The following is a 16,724-nucleotide window of genomic DNA, read 5'->3' on the forward strand; positions in this document are numbered from 1 at the left end:
ACCTCAGTCCGGGGCGGCTGCGGAGCGCAGCGGCCAGCTGCCCAGTTCGCTATAGCGCACGCCATCCATGGTGTTCTGCGACCGATAGAGCACGAAGCGCTCGGCCTTCCAGCCGAAAGTTGCGGCGGCGCCTTGCGCTTGCGTGGGGGCCTGGCGCGCCAGCGTCATGTGCGGCAGGTAAGGACGGCTGTCGAGCACGATGCCCAGCGCACCCAGGCGCTCGGCAAGGCTGCCGGCCAGTTGCAGCAGGGCGGGCGGTGCTTCGCTCGGCGCCAGGCAGGCGAAGCCTTTGCCGAGGGTGATCAGGCGGTTCAGGGTCAGCTCGAAGCTGTCACTTGTGACTCCGGCGGCCAGATGTCGCAGCGCATCTAGGCGTGCCGCCGGCTGCGCGCCGAGGAAGGCCAGGGTCAGGTGCAGGTTTTCCAGCGCCACCGGGCGCCCGCCCAGCGCCTGTCGGTCGCGCCAGCTGCAGATGGCCGCCGCCTGCTCCGGCGGGCAGGGCAGGGCGAAGAACAGGCGCAGGCTGTCATCGGCACTCATGCTTTCACTTCTGCCGTATCGCGTGATACAGGCTGACATGGCGGAATTCGGCGGGCTCGGCCAGATCCGGCCAGGTGCAGGCGTCGAGGATGTCGAGGCGCCGGTACAGCGGATGCTGGAAGTCGCGCACCCGCGAATCGGCCACCAGCACTTCGTGGCCACGGCTGAGAAACTGATCCAGCAGCGGCAGGTTGGCGCGGTCGTAGAGCACATCGGCGACGATGATCAGGTCGAAGCGGTCGGCCTCGGCGAAGAAGTCTTCCGAATAGCCCAGCGTCACCCCGTTGAGCGCCGCGTTGGCGCGGCAGGCCTGCAACGCCAGCGGGTCGAGGTCGCAGGCCACCACTTCGACCGCGCCGGCCTTGGCCGCCGCGATGGCCGCCACGCCGGAGCCGGCACCGAAGTCCAGCACGCGCTTGCCGCGAACCCATTCGGGGCGCTCGGCCAGCCAGCGCGCCAGTACCAGGCCGCTGGCCCAGCAGAAGCTCCAGTAGGGCGGCTCTTCGAGAATCCTGCGGGTTTCCTCGGGGCTGAACGCGCGATCCATGTTGGCCGGATCGATCAGCCAGAGGCGGATATCGGTACCGGGCAGGGTGGCGCTGGCGAGGCGGGCGTCGCCCAGCAGATCGCCAAGGGCAGACTGCAGGCTGGTGGGTGGGCTCACGGCACCGGCACCAGTTGCAAGGGGCCGAGTGCCTGGTCCGAGGCGCTATGAATCTGTCGTGGCGGCAGACGCATGATCAGTTGTCCCGAATGGGTCACGCGACCGCGCAGTTCGACGCGCTGGTTCTTGGGAAAGGCCTCGGGATTGAACTGCAGGATAAAGGGCAGCGCGTTACCGCGCCCGGTCAGCCTGACGTTGCTGAGGAGTTTGTCGGGCTGGTTGCGGCGGTCCACTTCCAGCAGCGCCAGTTCCACTTCGCTGCCTTCGGGGGCACCGACCAGCGTCCCGCTCAGTTCATGCAGAAATTCTGCAGGTGACGCTGTGCTTGGCTCGATGGGCTGTGTGGCTTTCGGCGCGTCGGCTGGCTGGCTCGAACAGCCTGCGAGCAGCGCCATGAGTGCGAACGAAACAAGGGGGCGTGACGGCACGGACGGCTCCTCGGGACAGTTGAATGGGCGCCTGTATAGCAGCAAATCCGCCAGCTTGTCTTGCCGGTCGGATGCGCTACCATGGCCCTCTTTCACGTCTGACCAGCCCAACTCATGCATTGTCCCTTCTGCGTTGCACATGACACCAAAGTCATCGACTCGCGCCTGGTTGCCGAGGGCGATCAGGTCCGTCGCCGCCGTGAATGCCTGGCCTGTGGCGAGCGCTTCACCACCTTCGAAACCGCCGAGCTGGTGATGCCCAGGCTGATCAAGCAGGACGGCAGTCGCCAGCCCTTCGACGAGGACAAGCTGCGCGCCGGCATGCAGCGCGCGCTGGAAAAACGCCCGGTCAGCGTCGAGCGGCTGGAAGCGGCCATTGCGCATATCAAGCATCAGCTGCGCGCCACCGGCGAGCGCGAAATCAAGTCGCTGGTGGTCGGCGAGCTGGTGATGGCCGAGCTGCAGAAACTCGATGAGATCGCCTACATCCGCTTCGCCTCGGTCTATCGCCGTTTCCAGGACCTGAACGAGTTCCGCGAGGAAATCGAGCGCCTGTCCCGCGAACCCGCGAAGCACGAATGAGCATGTCCGACCAGGCCTGGATGGCCCATGCGCTGCGGCTGGCGCGCCAGGGGCTGTATTCCACCCATCCCAATCCGCGTGTCGGTTGCGTCATCGTCAAGAATGGTGAGCTGATCGGCGAAGGCTGGCACGTGCGCGCCGGCGAGCCCCATGCCGAAGTCCATGCCCTGCGCCAGGCCGGCGAGCGTGCATGCGGCGCCACGGCTTATGTGACCCTCGAACCCTGCAGCCACCATGGCCGCACGCCGCCCTGTGCGGAGGCGCTGGTGAAGGCCGGTGTTGCGCGGGTGGTCGCGGCCATGTGCGACCCCAATCCACTGGTGGCCGGGCGCGGCCTGGAGCGCCTGCGCAGTGTCGGCATCGAGGTGGCCAGCGGCGTGCTGGAAAGCGAGGCGCGAGCGCTGAACATCGGTTTCGTCAAACGCATGGAAAGCGGCTTGCCGTTCCTGCGCGCCAAACTGGCGATGAGCCTCGATGGCCGCACGGCCATGGCCAGCGGCGAAAGCCAGTGGATCACCGGGCCGGCGGCACGCGCCGAGGTGCAGCGCCTGCGTGCGCATTCCAGCGTGGTGCTGACCGGCGCCGATACGGTGCTGATGGATGATGCGCGGCTTACCGTGCGCGCTGCCGAGCTGGGACTGGATGCCGGGCAGACGGCTCTGGCGTTGCAGCGCCCGCCGCTGCGGGTGCTGGTCGATGGGCGCCAGCGGGTACCGCTGGATGCGCCCTTCTTCCAGGCTGGGCCGGCGCTGGTGGCGTCCGCGTCGAGCGAAGGCAGCGATGCCTATCGCGCGGCGGGGCATGAATTGCTGATGCTGGCGAACGGTCAGGGGCGTGTTGATCTGCCCGTGCTGCTGGCCACGCTGGCCGAACGCGGCGCCAACGAAGTGCTGCTCGAAGCCGGCCCGCGTCTGGCCGGCGCCTTCGCCGCACTGAGGCTGATCGACGAATACCAGATCTTCGTCGCGGCGAAATTCCTCGGCTCGTCGGCGCGGCCCCTGCTCGATCTGCCGCTGGAACGCATGAGCGAGGCGCGCGCGCTGAAGATCGAGGATATCCGTGCCTTCGGTGATGACTGGCGGATCGTGGCGCGCCCGTTGTAGGTCGGATCACGCTTCACCGACCCGACGGGTGGACGGCCAGACGTGATAGATGCCGAGGCGTTAGGGACGGATTGTCGGGTTGCCTGCTGTTCGTCGGATTACGCCTTCGGCTAATCTGACCTACGGCAACGGGGCATGGCGCGCCTGCTGTCGTAGGTCGGGTCACGCTTCACCGACCCGACGGGTGGACGGCCAGACGCGATAGATGCCGAGGTGTAGGGACGGATTGTCGGGTGCCTTCTGATCGTCGGATTACGCCTTCGGCTAATCCGACCTACGGCAACGGGGACATGGCGCGCCTGCTGTCGTTGGTCGGGTCATGCTTCACCGACCCGACGGGTGGACTCAGCTGGCGGGCCGCAGGCCGTTGTGATCCAGCTTGGCCCGACGCTTGTTGGTGCCTAGCAGCAGGCGCGCGAGCCAGCTGTCGTGGTGAGGGTTGCCGAAGTGGAGCAGGGCGGTGGCGCGCAGCAGCGCCGGGTCGCACTGGTCGTTGGCATGCAGGCTGCGGTAGCCCCAGAACAGATAGAGGTTGCCGGGCACCAGCTTGAGCCGGATCGGTCGCAGCCATCCGCGCCTGACCGCCAGCGCGACCAGTTTCTGGCTGGCGCCGTTGTGCATCACGGCTTTCTCGATGACGTTGCGCAGGGCGTTGAAGCGAACCGGGCGCAGATTGGGAAAGAGGATCAGATCGCCGCAGTGATCGCCTTCGGTGGGAATGAACAGCGGCAGCAGGGCAGTCACCGCCGTGGCGTCGAAATGGTAGAAGTGCGATTGTCTGAGGCCGCTCTTGCCCTGCAGGCAACGAATGACCGGAAACACCTGTTCTTCTGCCGAGGGGTCGCGGCCAGTCTGTACTTTATAAAGCTCGCTCAGCATCTCCCGCAGTGGGGCACTGAGCGCCAGATTTGCCGGCAGGTTGCCGCTCAGCGCCTCGATGCCGTGAATCGCGAAGTACTCGCCCTGATGCTGTTCCGCCTGCTGGCTGACGAAGGCACGGCCCTGTTCGAGCGCGTCCGCGGGGAGGTAGTTTTCCAGAACCGCAAAGCCATTGCCTTCAATCTCGGCGGCGAGACGTACCACCGTTTCGTCCACGGACGTGACTCCCGACATACAAGTTCCCTCTTGAAGCAGGTCATTGAAACGACGTGTGCGCCCGATCGCTGCAGATGCGCTGGGCTATGGACAGGCAAGCGAAACGGTAGTTTCGCCCCGAATGTGAAGTATTTGGGCGGTGAGCTCTCGTCCGTTCGCCGCCTCCGATAGCGGCTGACTTTGATCGCCATAGTCGCTGCAAACCGGCGTACTCGCTGCAAATCGTGCGCGTTTGTGGTAAAACCTGCGCCGGGCCGCGACATGGTCCAACGTTCTCAGGGCGGGGTGAAACTCCCCACCGGCGGTAATGGCGAAAGCCTAGCCCGCGAGCGCTTGTCGGTTGTAACAGACAAGGTCAGCAGACCCGGTGCGATTCCGGGGCCGACGGTAATCAGGCTTCCTTGGCTTGTAAGTCCGGATGAGAGAGAGCGGGATACCTTGGCGTGCGCCGTTCGTGCGCGCGCTGCATCCCTTTCGATCTGCAACGCCCTGTTTTTCTCAAAACAGGAGTTCGTCATGTTCACAGGAATAATCGAAGCCATCGGCACCATCCGCGCGCTCACGCCCAAGGGTGGCGACGTGCGGGTACTGGTCGAGACCGGCAAGCTGGATCTGGGCGACGTCAAGCTCGGCGACAGCATCGCCGTCAACGGTGTCTGTCTGACGGCGGTGGAGCTGCCGGGCAACGGCTTCTGGGCCGACGTCAGCCGCGAAACCCTGGCGCGCACCGCCTTCATCGATCTCAAGGCGGGCAGCAAGGTCAATCTGGAAAAGGCCCTGACGCCTACCAGCCGCCTCGGCGGGCACCTGGTCAGCGGCCACGTGGATGGCGTCGGCGAGATCGTCGCGCGCGAGGAAAACGCCCGCGCCGTGCAGTTCCGCATCCGCGCGCCGCGCGAGTTGGCCAAGTACATCGCCTTCAAGGGCTCGATCACCGTCGATGGCACCAGCCTGACGGTGAATGCGGTCAATGGCGCCGAGTTCGAGCTGACCATAGTGCCGCACACGCTGAGTGAGACCATCATGGCTGACTACCGGCCAGGGCGGCAGGTGAATCTCGAAGTGGATCTGCTGGCGCGTTACCTGGAGCGCCTGCTGCAGGGCGACAAGGCAGCCGAGCCGACATCCGGCGGCATCAGCGAAGGTTTTCTGGCCGAACACGGCTACCTGAAGAATTAAGGAATGGCGACGATGGCACTCAATACCGTAGACGAACTGCTCGAAGACATCCGCGCCGGCAAGATGGTCATCCTCATGGATGACGAGGATCGCGAGAACGAAGGCGACCTGATCATGGCCGCCGAATGCTGCCAGGCCGAGCACATCAACTTCATGGCGCGCTTCGCCCGTGGCCTGATCTGCATGCCCATGAGCCGCGAGCGCTGCGAAACCCTGCAACTGCCGCTGATGGCGGCGCGCAACGGTTCCGGCTTCGGCACCAAGTTCACCGTTTCCATCGAGGCGGCCGAAGGCGTGACCACCGGTATCTCGGCTGCCGACCGCGCGCGTACCGTACAGGCCGCCGCGGCGAAAGGCGCCAAGGCCGAAGACATCGTCAGCCCCGGCCACATCTTTCCGCTGATGGCTCAGCCCGGCGGCGTGCTGGCCCGTGCCGGCCACACCGAGGCCGCGTGCGACCTGGCGCGCATGGCCGGCTTCGATGCCAGCGGCGTGATCTGCGAGATCATGAACGACGACGGCACCATGGCCCGTCGCCCCGAGCTGGAGGCCTTCGCCGAGCAATATGGCATCAAGATCGGCACCATCGCTGACCTGATCCATTACCGCATGATCCACGAGCGCACCATCGAGCGCGTCTCCGAACAGCCGCTGGACACCGAGCTGGGCCAGTTCAATCTGGTGACCTACCGCGACAGCGTCGAGGACACCGTGCACATGGCGCTGACCATGGGCGAGATCGGCCCCGAGCAGCCCACCCTGGTGCGCGTGCACAACATGGAGCCGCTGCGCGACCTGCTGCTGGTCAACGTGCCGGGGCGCTGGAGTCTGCGTGCGGCCATGGGCGAAGTGGCCAAGGCCGGCAGCGGCGTGGTGCTGCTGCTGGGCAATCCGCTCACCGGGCCGCAACTGCTGGCCCAGCTCAATCGTCAGGTGCCGCCAACGCCGGCGATCTACAGCACGGTGGGTGCCGGTTCGCAGATCCTGCGCGACCTCGGCGTGCGCAAGATGCGCCTGATGAGTTCGCCGATGAAGTTCAACGCGATATCCGGCTTTGACCTGGAAGTTGTAGAATACCTGCCCGCTGTATAAGACGACCGCGCTACTGCGCTTGGACATGCTGCGTTGAAAACAGGCTCGGCTTGCTCATTTACAACAGTAAACTCCGCCGCCTCGCCTGTTTGATTCGCTGCGCTCACCCTTCGGGCCAGCCTTTGGCTGTTACTCCCGATGGTCGTTGCGCCTTGTCTGTCCTGCGCTCGTGACGCGCTACCTTGCTCGGGTTGCAGATTTTTTTGACTAGCCTGTTTCTGGCTCGCCCAAGCTCTTTAACGTTATACGAGACCTGTTCCATGACCCTGAAGACCATCGAAGGTACCTTCATCGCCCCGCAAGGGAAATTCGCCCTGGTAGTGGGCCGCTTCAACAGCTTCGTCGTCGAGAGCCTGGTTAGCGGCGCCGTCGATGCGCTGGTACGCCACGGTGTTAACGAAGACGACATCATCATCATCCGGGCGCCGGGGGCCTTCGAGATTCCGCTGGTGGCACAGAAGGTCGCCCAGCAGGCCGAGTACGACGCCATCATCGCCCTGGGCGCGGTCATTCGTGGCGGCACGCCGCACTTCGAATACGTCGCAGGCGAATGCACCAAGGGCCTGGCCCAGGTCTCCATGGAATTCGGCGTACCGGTGGCCTTCGGCGTACTGACCGTCGACTCCATCGAGCAGGCCATCGAGCGTTCCGGCACCAAGGCCGGCAACAAGGGTGCCGAGGCTGCACTGTCCGCACTGGAAATGGTAAGCCTGCTGGCGCAGCTGGAGGCCAAGTGAGCCTCAATCGTGACGACAGCCAGGAACCCCAGCCGAAGGCCAAGGGCAAGATCGCCACGCGCCGTGTAGCGCGCAGCCTGGCGATGCAGGCCCTGTACCAGTGGCACATGGCAGGCCAGAGCCTCAACGAAATCGAGGCGCAGTTTCGCGTCGACAACGATTTCTCCGGCGTCGATGGCACCTATTTCCACGAACTGCTGACCGGCGTCGCCCGCGCCAAGGGCGAAGTCGATGGCGCCATCGTGCCCCATCTCGACCGCCCGCTGGACGAGCTCGACCCGGTGGAACTGGCCATTCTGCGCCTGTCCACCTACGAGCTGATGCAGCGCATCGACGTGCCCTATCGTGTGGTGATCAACGAGGGCATCGAGCTGGCCAAGGTGTTCGGCGCCACCGACGGACACAAGTTCGTCAACGGCGTGCTGGACAAGCTGGCGCCCAGCCTGCGCAGCGCTGAAGTCCGCGCCCGCAAGCCCTGATCCAGCCCCGATGGGTGAGTTCGAGCTGATCCGTCACTACTTCGCCGCCGCCGCTTGCGCCAGGGCTGGCGGCGATGTCGTGTTGGGCATCGGCGATGACTGTGCCTTGCTCGCCGTTCCCGCTGGCGAGCAACTGGCGGTTTCCACCGACACGCTCGTCGCCGGTGTGCATTTTCCCGATCCCTGCGATCCCTGCCTGCTCGGCCAGCGTGCGCTGGCGGTTGCCACCAGCGACCTGGCGGCCATGGGGGCGACGCCCATCGGTTTTACCCTCGCATTGTCCCTGCCCGCAGCCGAACCCGGCTGGCTGGAGGCGTTCGCCCATGGGTTGGATAGCATGGCCGCCGCGTGCGACATGCGCCTGATCGGCGGCGATACCACGCGCGGTCCGCTGAGCATGACAGTGACCGTATTCGGTCGCGTGCCGGCGGGTCAGGCATTGCTGCGCAGCGGCGCCCGCGTGGGCGATCTGCTCTGCGTCGGTGGCGCGCTCGGCGATGCGGCGGGTGCACTGCCGCTGGTGCTGGGCGAGCGTGAGGGCGGGGCTGCCGAGGCGTTGCAACTGCTCGAGCGCTACTGGGCGCCACAGCCGCAACTGGCGCTGGGCCAGGCCCTGCGTGGCAATGCCACGGCGGCGCTGGATATTTCCGATGGCCTGCTGGCCGACTGCGGCCATATCGCTGCCGCCTCTGGTGTGCAACTTCGCATCGAGCAGCAGCGGGTACCGCTGTCGGATGCGCTGGTGAGTTGGGTAGGGAAGGATCGGGCGTTGCAGTGCGGCCTGACCGGTGGCGACGACTATGTGCTTGCCTTCACTTTGCCGCCGGAGAAACTGCCGGGCCTGCTGGCCGATGGCTGGCCGGTGCAGGTGATTGGCCGTGTCGAGCGTGGTGAGGGTGTGTGCCTGCTGGATGCCGACGGCAATGCCATCGCCGCTGATCGCCAGGGTTACAACCATTTCAAGGCCTGAGTGGCCATTCGGAGAGGACAGCCGGATTGACTGATTCCCTGCAACCCACCACCGAGGCGATGCCACTGTCGGTATGGAGCAACCCCTGGCACAACCTGGCCTTCGGTTTCGGTTCCGGCACCCTGCCGAAAGCACCGGGTACCTGGGGTTCGCTGCTGGCGCTGGCCTTCGTGCCGCTGTGGCAGACCCTGCCGGGCTGGGCCTACGGGCTGCTGATCGTCGCCAGCATGCTGTTCGGTGTCTGGCTGTGCGGCAAGGTCGCGCAGGACCTGGGCGTGCATGACCACGAAGGCATCGTCTGGGACGAATTCGCCGGCATCTGGATCACCTTCTGGCTGGTGCCTGCCGGCTGGCACTGGCTGCTGCTCGGCTTCGTCGTGTTTCGCGTGCTGGATATCGTCAAGCCCTGGCCGCTGAGCTGGATCGACCGCAATGTGACCGGCGGCCTCGGTATCATGCTCGACGACATCCTCGCCGGCTTCGCCGCCTGTGGCCTGGTGCATCTGACCGTGCTGATGTTTGGTTGAGTGTCGGACTGTGCGACGGGTCGCCGTAACCCGCCCATGGCTCATGGAAGAATGCCGTTCTGCCCGGTTTTTCAGGAAATCCTCACCAATGCATTTCATTGCCCTGCTGACGGCCACGCTGTCGCTGATTGCCTTTGCTGTTAGCGCCGCGCCGCGCGTACAAGTGGTAGGCCTGTTTCCTGGCGCCGCCGTTGTGAATGTCGATGGTCAACGCAAGCTGGTGCGGGTAGGGCAGACCGGGCCGGGTGGTGTTCAGGTGATCAGTGCCGATGGCAAGGGCGCGGTGCTGCGCGTCGAAGGTACAGAGCGTCACTATCCCTTGAGTCGCGAGCTGAGCGGCGGTTATGCCGAGCCTGAACGCAAGCAACTGAGCATCGCCAAGGGGCAGGGCGGCCATTACTGGATCGCCGGCTCGATCAACGGCCAGCCGGTGCAATTCCTCGTCGATACCGGCGCGACTTCGGTAGCCATCAACGAAAACCAGGCGCGCCGCCTGGGCATCGACTATCGCGTCGATGGCAGGCAGATCGTGGTCGGAACCGCCAGCGGCACGGCAAAGGCCTGGAAGGTGCACCTCAACAGCGTCAAGATCGGCGCCATCGACGTGATGGGCGTGGAGGCGGTGGTGGTGGAAGGCTCATCGCCCACCGAAGCGCTGCTGGGCATGAGCTTTCTCGGACGGGTCAGCTGGCGCGAGGATCAGGGCGTGCTGAGGCTTGAATCGAAGATTTGAACATCTGTATCTGTAGGTTCTCGGTAACCGACGGAAGCGCCTGCGGCGATTCCATCCTACGAATCTGCCATACCGTGATAGTGCTAATCACGTTCATAGAATGGGACGCCGACACGCTCGATATGTTCGAGCAAGGCCGGATTGTCGATACCTGCTCGTAAGGACAGGTCGACCATCCAGGGCAGCAGCAATTCATCTATCTGGTTTTCCAGTGCCAGCAATTGCGCAAAGGTCAGTTTATGTCCTTCCATCGTCAAGTCGATATCCGACCCTGGGCGATAGGTTCCCTTGGCGCGTGACCCATACAGGACAACCCGTTTGACCTGTGGGCAGGAGCGAAATACGCCCGATAGTTTATCGATCGCATACTGCGGTAGTCCAAAACGCTCCTCGCTGTTCATGCTTGCGCCGCCAGCCCCTTCATTTGCTGATGAAATTGTACGAATAGTTGCTGGTAGCACCCCAGAATGCCCTCGGCGATTTCATTAGCGACGGACTCGTTATAGGTATGCGAGCTTCGATTGCGGCTTTTGATCATCTCCATCCAGCCTTCGCCATCGGAGATCAGCCCCTGTTTGAACGCGGTGCGAATGGCATCCCGGGAGCCCGTGATGGTCGGATTGCCCTGATAAAGGAAGTAGTCCTTCATCAGATTCCAAGCCAGCTCGAAGACAAATTCGAAAGCCTGAATCAGACCTTGGCGCTCCAGCTCGCTAAGCGGTCGCTCCTGCGCCAGCTCGACGGCGCGGGTCAGTTGCCCAAGGGCGCGTTCATAGTTGGCCAGCCTTTGCAGCCAGCGAACGTCCGAGTCAGTCATTACAAGGCACTCGCTTATGAGAGGGCCTCATCATAGCAGCGCCGCAGATACCTTTTGCACCTTCCTGGGTGTCTGGCCGCATCACCGCGCGGATTGCACGATGGGGCAGGACGGAGGACAGGGTGCGGCTTGCCGAACATGGTGTACAGAGCTTCTTATTTCGGGGCTTCGGCGAGGATGCGGAAGAAGACGGTCTCCAGCGATACGGCGGGTTTGATGGTCAGCAGGTGGCCGCCGGTGTTGCCGAGTTGGGCGATGGCGGCGGGGAGGTCGGCTTGGGGCAGTTCGCATTCGTACTCGCCGGGGCGCAGGGCGGTGCAGCTTTGCCCCAGGGGCTGTTCGGCCTGGTAGCGCAGGATAAAGCAGTCGGCGCGTTCGGCGGCCAGTTCGCGGGGGGAGCGGACCGTTACCAGTTGTCCCTTGTTGATAAAGCCGAAACGGTCGGCGATGCGCTCCACGTCATGCAATACATGGGAGGTGAAGAAGATCGCACCGCCCTGCTTCTTGTAGTCGTTGAGAATCTCCACCACGTCCTTGCGCCCGACCGGATCCAGGCCGGACAGCGGCTCGTCGAGGATCAGCAGTTTGGGCTCGACTGCCATGGCATGAGCCAGGGCGACGCGTTGTGCGTTGCCTTTGGAGAGTTCACGCATGCGGCGCTTGCCGTTGCCGTCCACGGAGAAGCGCTCCAGCCATTGCATGCACCAGGCATCGGCATCGCTGCGCCTGATGCCGTACATCGACAGGCCCATGCGCAGGATTTCCAGCGGCGTGAACTGGTCATACAGCGCCGGTGATTCCGGTACATAGGCCATGCCGCGTCGTGCGTCGGCCTGGCGCGCATCGGTGCCGTAGAGTGTCACCTGACCCTGATAGTCGTTGATGATGTCCAGCATGATCTTGATGGTGGTGGACTTGCCCGCGCCGTTGGGGCCGACGAAGCCGAACACCTCGCCTTCGCCCAGGCTGAAGCTCACATCACGTACCGCTTGGACCTGCTTGCTCTTGGTCCGGTAGGTATGGCTGACACCCTTGAATTCCACGGCTGCGCTCAAGGCTGTTCCTCCAGTCCGGCGATTTTCAGTTTCTTCAGTTCGATATGCCCGTCGCGCAGCTCGTAGCCGAGGCGGAGGGGGTCGATGGGCAGGGTGTTGATGATGCCCGCCTCGACCAATTGTTCCAGGTTTGCCAGCGGGCCATGCTCGGGCTCGAAGCGGCGCTGCGCCTCGCGCAGGTCGATCAGGTCTTGCAGGCGGATGACGCGTTTGTCGAGCAGCTGCTGCAACTTCGGATCATTCTGTGCAGCATCTCGCTGTTGTGTAAGATAGTCGAGAGCAAGTTTCTCGTCGGCAAAGCTTTCTGCCTGCAACATCACCGCTAGCTTACGAAAGCCTGCGGCATTACCGGTCGCGCGTTGAGCGGCCAACTCTAATGCGCGGCTAGCCTCGGTAATGTCTTTATTGAAAAATGCTTGGTTGAATCCATAGAAAAACGCCGGCAACTCATCCCAGAAGCGGCACTGCATGGCTCGGCGTAATACTTCTGTGCCCTCACGATCAGCTCCACCCCAAGTCAGCAAGCCATTGGCAAGATAATAGTTATCCTCATGGCAGGGGTTGAGCTCAGCTACCTCTTGTTGGGCGCGAACCAGATAACTAGTATCCGCCTGTCCCCAATCAACCCCGGTAGCGGCCAGGCGCATGGTCTCGAGATTGGCTGCCAAAAAACGGTCGCTGCCATACAGTACCAGCAAAATAGGAGCAGCGATGACCACTCGCCCTTTGATGGCCGTAGTCTCAGGCGCAGGCATGTGAACATGCCATTGTGAGGTTGTAGAAAATATGCCGAATCCGAATAGGGCCAACAGTAGGGGTATGTATGACCGGCTGGGCATAATTATACAAATCGCTTACGCTGTAGCATCCAAGCCGCCAGCATCAGTAGAGAAAATGCATAACCCAGGTTGCTCAACAGCAACCAAGGCCAGTCGCTCGGCAAGAATGCTGGTTCACCATACAAGGCCAGCATACGTATATCCAATGCGCCGAGGTCTGGCAGCAGGTAGCTTAATGCGCCGAGGCCAGCGCGATACTCCTCGGTATTACTTACCAGCCCCGCTTGGTCGCTAAGCAATTCAACTATAGCACCATAAGAACGCGCGACCAGCATAAAGCCGAAGGTACCAATCAGTACAAAGTTCGGTGTCGATGCTATTACAGCCAGCAGGGTGGCTAGTGCTGTCAGTAAAAATAAATCGAGCGCAATGAATGCAATAACAATTAGATAAGGCTGCCCCAACGCCACTGGGGTGGCTTGAGGGTAGATGCTACCTATAAAATGTACCAAGCCTAGTTGTAGTAGGCTCAGTGCCAGTAATGCGCCTAGCAGCAGTGCCAGCATCGCAGCGAAGCGCCCAAGCAGCAGGCTGCTGCGAGCATGTGGATAGGAAAATGAGTAAAAAAAATAACGCTTGTCAAACTCGCGGGATAGTAATTCTTGCGCAAGCAGTACGATCATTAATGGTAACAAAAGACGGATAATGGAAAAGCCCACATCCAGTCCTACGGTTATCGGTTGGCGACCACCAAAATAGGCGGACAGAAGAGTCCCTATGGCGACTACAAACAATGAGCCTACGATCATACGTATGTAGCTTGCTTTTAAAGCTAATCGTAACGCTATCAGACTATTATGAAAGATGGACATTTATAATGGAGGGCTTAGTTAGATTTGGAGTTCAATGCTGGATTGGCTAGTCAAGTGATTTTTGCTAGGTAAGAATTTTTATTGGGAATGGTAGGATGGCCTGAAATTCAGGTTTGAAGGTTGCTAAAATATAAGCGTTATAAAGAGGGGGGATAATTCCTCCCTCCTTATAGGGTGTGTCTTATTAGATCAAGGTTTTCGCTACTGTATCTGCTTTAGTTGCTCCGTCGCATGCTCCGTTGCCAGGGTATGCAATATTCACCGTGCCTCTAGTGGTAGTAGCAGTAGCAAATGCAGCTCCATTTACGTCAGTCATCTCACAGTCCGGATCGGCGGTGCCTACAGTGCAGGATACGACATGATCTCTTGTCGCTCCAGCCGCAGCGCCTTCACTGGTGTCTGAAACCTGGATCGTCTTCTGCCCAACAGTGCGGGATTTCACCATCCCTGCAGTATGGCAGGCGGCAATTGCAACCCTAGTAGGATCACAGTCTACGGCAGCTACCACGCCTGTGGTCAGGTTGATAGAGACGTTTTCATTCAGGTTGTTACAAACATCCATTTCAAGCTGACCTGACGCTGGGAACTCTACAGCCCAAGCCAGGCTAGATAGCATCAAGCTCGCCAGAAAAAGAGTAGTTTTTTTCATATCCATAATCTCCTTAAATTAGTGTTTACTTCAACGAAGCGATAATGGAAGTGATGTTGTTTTTAACGTCAGCAACAGTCGAGGTGTCGTTAGCACGTTGGCGATATTCATTAAACTGCGGAATGGCGATAGCCGCCAGAATGCCGATAATCGCAATTACGATCATCAACTCGATCAGGGTAAAACCTTTTTGCTTCTTGATGGACTTCATTGAAAAGCTCCTGTGTTGGTGAGGTCGTTGGACCTGCCGAGTGGGGAGCAGCATCCGTGCCAGGCGCGGCTGGGTGGCTGGGTGGAAGTGCCTGGTTGTGAGTTAGGTCACTCTTTGGGGATTGGCGGCTGGGTTGGGGCGGCGTGTCTTGCTGGGAAAGGTTTGGGGTGGGGGTATTCGCGGGCGTGGCCCGCTCCTACGGGTTCGGTGTGCGCTAGCACCCTGTAGGAGTGGGCCATGCCCACGAACATGGCTTGCACCCTGGCATGACCCGTTCCCACGAAAACGGGTGTTGCGCTGATCGGGGATCATGTCTGCAGAGCGTTGCCTCTACAGGAAGCCATTTCCAAGGGGTGTGGGTTTAGTCTGCTTTCGCGGGCATGGCCCGCTCCTACCGCTTTAGTCAGCAAGTGACAAAAATTGCCACACGCTTTTTGCGGATTTGGCGCGCCTAGGGAACTGCGTTATAAGGGCGCGATCTTTCCAGCCTCCATAGGCGACGCCCATGAACGAGAACGCTCCCCTCGGCGGTCTGGCCCGACAGTTGGTGCAGGCTGGCCAGCTCGATGAAAAAACGGCACTGCAGGCGCAGCAGCAAGCCCAGCGCAACCAGATGCCGCTGGTGACCTGGCTGGTGCAGAACAGACTGGTCAAGAGCCGTACGGTGATGGAGGTGGCGGGTGAGCAGTTCGGCATCCCTTATTTCGACCTTGCCACGTTGGACAGGGAAACCCAGCCGCAGGATCTGATCAGCGAGAAGCTGGTGCGCCAGCATCGGGTGCTGCCGTTGCAGCGGCGCGGCAACAAGCTCTACGTGGCCGTTTCCGACCCAACCAACCACCTGGCGGTCAGTGATATCCAGTTCAATACCGGGCTCAATGTCGAGGCGGTGCTGGTCGAGGATGACAAGCTGGGCCAGGCCATCGACAAGTTTTTCGAGTCCGCCGCTACGGCGCTGGACGGGCTGAGCGATTCGGATCTGGACGATCTGAATGTGGAGATCAGTGGCGGCTCCACTGAAGATGAGAGCGAGCACAACGAGGCTGACGATGCGCCGGTGGTGCGCTTCGTCAACAAGATGCTGCTCGATGCGATCAAGCGTGGCTCGTCGGACCTGCACTTCGAGCCCTACGAGAAATCCTACCGGGTGCGGTTCCGTACCGACGGCGTGCTGCACGAGGTGGCGCGCCCGCCGGTGCAACTGGTCAGCCGCATTTCCGCACGCCTGAAGGTGATGGCGGCGCTGGATATCGCCGAGCGGCGCAAGCCGCAGGATGGCCGCATCAAGATGAAGGTGTCGAAGAACAAGTCCATCGATTTTCGTGTCAACAGCCTGCCGACGCTGTGGGGCGAGAAGATCGTGATGCGGATTCTCGACTCCTCCAGCGCGAAGATGGGCATCGATGCGCTGGGCTACGAGGAGGACCAGAAAGCGCTTTATATGGCGGCGTTGAAGCAGCCGCAGGGGATGATTCTGGTCACCGGGCCGACGGGTTCGGGCAAGACGGTTTCGCTGTACACGGGCCTGAATATCCTCAATACCATCGATGTGAACATCTCCACCGCCGAAGACCCGGTGGAGATCAATCTGGAGGGCATCAACCAGGTCAACGTCAACCCGCGCCAGGGCATGGATTTCGCCCAGGCGTTGCGCGCCTTCCTGCGCCAGGACCCGGACATCATCATGGTAGGGGAGATCCGCGACCTGGAAACCGCCGAGATCGCCATCAAGGCGGCGCAGACGGGGCATATGGTGATGTCCACGCTGCACACCAACAGCGCCGCCGAGACCCTGACGCGCTTGCGCAACATGGGCGTGCCGGCGTTCAACATCGCCACTTCGGTGAACCTGATCATCGCCCAGCGCCTGGCGCGCAAACTCTGCCCGAGTTGCAAGACGGAAGTGGAGGTGCCGCGCGAGGCTCTGCTCAAGGAAGGCTTCCCTGAAAACAGGATCGGCACTTTCCAGCTTTATGGCCCGGTGGGTTGTGATAATTGCAACGGCGGTTACAAGGGCCGTGTCGGTATTTATGAAGTGGTTAAAATCACGCCTGCTCTGCAGCGGCTTATCATGGAGGAAGGAAACTCCATCGATATCGCCCTGCAGGCGCGCAAAGATGGTTTCAATGATTTGCGCCTTTCGGGTCTGGTCAAAGCCATGCATGGCATCACCAGCCTGGAGGAAGTCAACCGCGTGACCAAGGATTAACCC

General features: G+C 61.7%; 21 protein-coding genes and 1 riboswitch. Of the genes, 10 read left to right on the plus strand and 11 right to left on the minus strand.

Annotation, left to right across the window (positions count from 1 at the left end):
* Positions 1–3: 3 nt before the first annotated feature.
* Genes thpR through G7020_RS05760 form a run of 3 tightly spaced genes read right to left on the minus strand, consistent with a single transcriptional unit; the run spans position 4 to position 1,632 of the window.
* Positions 4–540: an RNA 2',3'-cyclic phosphodiesterase gene (gene thpR, locus G7020_RS05750; RefSeq protein WP_181082976.1), complete on the minus strand. Its 537-nt coding sequence runs from the start codon at positions 538–540 to the stop codon at positions 4–6.
* Between the two features lie 4 nt (positions 541–544).
* Positions 545–1,204: a 50S ribosomal protein L11 methyltransferase gene (locus tag G7020_RS05755; RefSeq protein WP_181082977.1), complete on the minus strand. Its 660-nt coding sequence runs from the start codon at positions 1,202–1,204 to the stop codon at positions 545–547.
* The gene (locus G7020_RS05760) at positions 1,201–1,632 is read right to left on the minus strand and encodes a YbaY family lipoprotein (RefSeq protein ID WP_181082978.1); all 432 of its coding nucleotides are present in this window, start codon (positions 1,630–1,632) and stop codon (positions 1,201–1,203) included. The genes G7020_RS05755 and G7020_RS05760 overlap by 4 nt, the downstream gene beginning before the upstream one ends.
* Positions 1,633–1,746: 114 nt before the next feature.
* Between G7020_RS05760 and nrdR the strand changes: the two genes are divergently transcribed.
* Both nrdR and ribD read left to right on the plus strand, forming a co-directional pair.
* Positions 1,747–2,214, plus strand: coding sequence for a transcriptional regulator NrdR (gene nrdR, locus G7020_RS05765; protein WP_014854041.1), 468 nt, complete (start codon positions 1,747–1,749; stop codon positions 2,212–2,214).
* The gene (gene ribD, locus G7020_RS05770) at positions 2,211–3,317 is read left to right on the plus strand and encodes a bifunctional diaminohydroxyphosphoribosylaminopyrimidine deaminase/5-amino-6-(5-phosphoribosylamino)uracil reductase RibD (RefSeq protein WP_181082979.1); all 1,107 of its coding nucleotides are present in this window, start codon (positions 2,211–2,213) and stop codon (positions 3,315–3,317) included. Before nrdR ends, ribD begins: the two co-directional genes overlap by 4 nt.
* A 345-nt stretch (positions 3,318–3,662) precedes the next feature.
* Here the strand turns inward: ribD and G7020_RS05775 are convergent, their stop codons facing one another.
* A complete protein-coding gene (locus G7020_RS05775; protein ID WP_181082980.1) occupies positions 3,663–4,430 on the minus strand; it encodes a hypothetical protein in 768 nt (255 codons plus the stop codon).
* Positions 4,431–4,679: 249 nt separating this feature from the next.
* A riboswitch (FMN riboswitch) is annotated at positions 4,680–4,846 on the plus strand.
* 82 nt (positions 4,847–4,928) lie between these two features.
* Between G7020_RS05775 and G7020_RS05780 the strand changes: the two genes are divergently transcribed.
* From G7020_RS05780 to G7020_RS05810, 7 genes are all read left to right on the plus strand, one after another.
* A complete protein-coding gene (locus tag G7020_RS05780) occupies positions 4,929–5,591 on the plus strand; it encodes a riboflavin synthase (protein ID WP_181082981.1) in 663 nt (220 codons plus the stop codon).
* A gap of 12 nt (positions 5,592–5,603) precedes the next feature.
* The gene (gene ribBA, locus G7020_RS05785) at positions 5,604–6,683 is read left to right on the plus strand and encodes a bifunctional 3,4-dihydroxy-2-butanone-4-phosphate synthase/GTP cyclohydrolase II (RefSeq protein WP_181082982.1); all 1,080 of its coding nucleotides are present in this window, start codon (positions 5,604–5,606) and stop codon (positions 6,681–6,683) included.
* Between the two features lie 260 nt (positions 6,684–6,943).
* Positions 6,944–7,420 carry a 6,7-dimethyl-8-ribityllumazine synthase gene (gene ribE, locus G7020_RS05790; protein WP_181082983.1) on the plus strand — a complete coding sequence of 159 codons (477 nt, stop codon included), beginning with the start codon at positions 6,944–6,946 and terminating at the stop codon, positions 7,418–7,420.
* Positions 7,417–7,899 carry a transcription antitermination factor NusB gene (nusB, locus tag G7020_RS05795; RefSeq protein WP_181082984.1) on the plus strand — a complete coding sequence of 161 codons (483 nt, stop codon included), beginning with the start codon at positions 7,417–7,419 and terminating at the stop codon, positions 7,897–7,899. The genes ribE and nusB overlap by 4 nt, the downstream gene beginning before the upstream one ends.
* Positions 7,900–7,909: 10 nt before the next feature.
* Positions 7,910–8,869 carry a thiamine-phosphate kinase gene (gene thiL, locus G7020_RS05800; protein WP_181082985.1) on the plus strand — a complete coding sequence of 320 codons (960 nt, stop codon included), beginning with the start codon at positions 7,910–7,912 and terminating at the stop codon, positions 8,867–8,869.
* A gap of 26 nt (positions 8,870–8,895) precedes the next feature.
* Positions 8,896–9,396 carry a phosphatidylglycerophosphatase A family protein gene (locus G7020_RS05805; protein WP_423835561.1) on the plus strand — a complete coding sequence of 167 codons (501 nt, stop codon included), beginning with the start codon at positions 8,896–8,898 and terminating at the stop codon, positions 9,394–9,396.
* 88 nt (positions 9,397–9,484) lie between these two features.
* On the plus strand, positions 9,485–10,129 hold the full coding sequence (locus G7020_RS05810) for a retropepsin-like aspartic protease family protein (protein WP_181082986.1): 645 nt from the start codon (positions 9,485–9,487) through the stop codon (positions 10,127–10,129).
* Positions 10,130–10,212: 83 nt separating this feature from the next.
* On the opposite strand, the gene G7020_RS05815 is transcribed toward G7020_RS05810, so the two are convergent.
* The 7 genes from G7020_RS05815 to G7020_RS24250 all read right to left on the minus strand — a co-directional run bounded on the left by G7020_RS05815 (position 10,213) and on the right by G7020_RS24250 (position 14,512).
* A complete protein-coding gene (locus G7020_RS05815) occupies positions 10,213–10,530 on the minus strand; it encodes a nucleotidyltransferase family protein (protein WP_181082987.1) in 318 nt (105 codons plus the stop codon).
* Entirely contained in the window at positions 10,527–10,946 is a 420-nt protein-coding gene (locus tag G7020_RS05820) for a nucleotidyltransferase substrate binding protein (RefSeq protein ID WP_181082988.1), read from the minus strand. Before G7020_RS05820 ends, G7020_RS05815 begins: the two co-directional genes overlap by 4 nt.
* 155 nt (positions 10,947–11,101) lie before the next feature.
* Positions 11,102–12,001: an ABC transporter ATP-binding protein gene (locus tag G7020_RS05825; RefSeq protein WP_181082989.1), complete on the minus strand. Its 900-nt coding sequence runs from the start codon at positions 11,999–12,001 to the stop codon at positions 11,102–11,104.
* Positions 11,998–12,756 carry a hypothetical protein gene (locus G7020_RS05830; protein WP_258189255.1) on the minus strand — a complete coding sequence of 253 codons (759 nt, stop codon included), beginning with the start codon at positions 12,754–12,756 and terminating at the stop codon, positions 11,998–12,000. Before G7020_RS05830 ends, G7020_RS05825 begins: the two co-directional genes overlap by 4 nt.
* An 86-nt stretch (positions 12,757–12,842) precedes the next feature.
* Positions 12,843–13,652, minus strand: a complete 810-nt coding sequence (locus G7020_RS05835) for a hypothetical protein (protein WP_258189256.1) — start codon at positions 13,650–13,652, stop codon at positions 12,843–12,845.
* 184 nt (positions 13,653–13,836) lie between these two features.
* Positions 13,837–14,301, minus strand: a complete 465-nt coding sequence (locus tag G7020_RS05840) for a hypothetical protein (protein ID WP_181082991.1) — start codon at positions 14,299–14,301, stop codon at positions 13,837–13,839.
* A 25-nt stretch (positions 14,302–14,326) separates the two neighbouring features.
* Positions 14,327–14,512, minus strand: coding sequence for a prepilin-type N-terminal cleavage/methylation domain-containing protein (locus tag G7020_RS24250; protein WP_181082992.1), 186 nt, complete (start codon positions 14,510–14,512; stop codon positions 14,327–14,329).
* A 505-nt stretch (positions 14,513–15,017) separates the two neighbouring features.
* Here G7020_RS24250 and pilB point away from each other — a divergent pair.
* Positions 15,018–16,721 (plus strand): type IV-A pilus assembly ATPase PilB, encoded by a 1,704-nt coding sequence (gene pilB / locus G7020_RS05850; RefSeq protein ID WP_181082993.1) that lies wholly within the window; start codon positions 15,018–15,020, stop codon positions 16,719–16,721.
* The last annotated feature ends 3 nt before the right edge of the window (positions 16,722–16,724 follow it).

The sequence above is a fragment of the Stutzerimonas stutzeri genome, from assembly GCF_013522825.1.
GTDB classification, from domain to species: Bacteria; Pseudomonadota; Gammaproteobacteria; order Pseudomonadales; family Pseudomonadaceae; genus Stutzerimonas; species Stutzerimonas stutzeri_AK.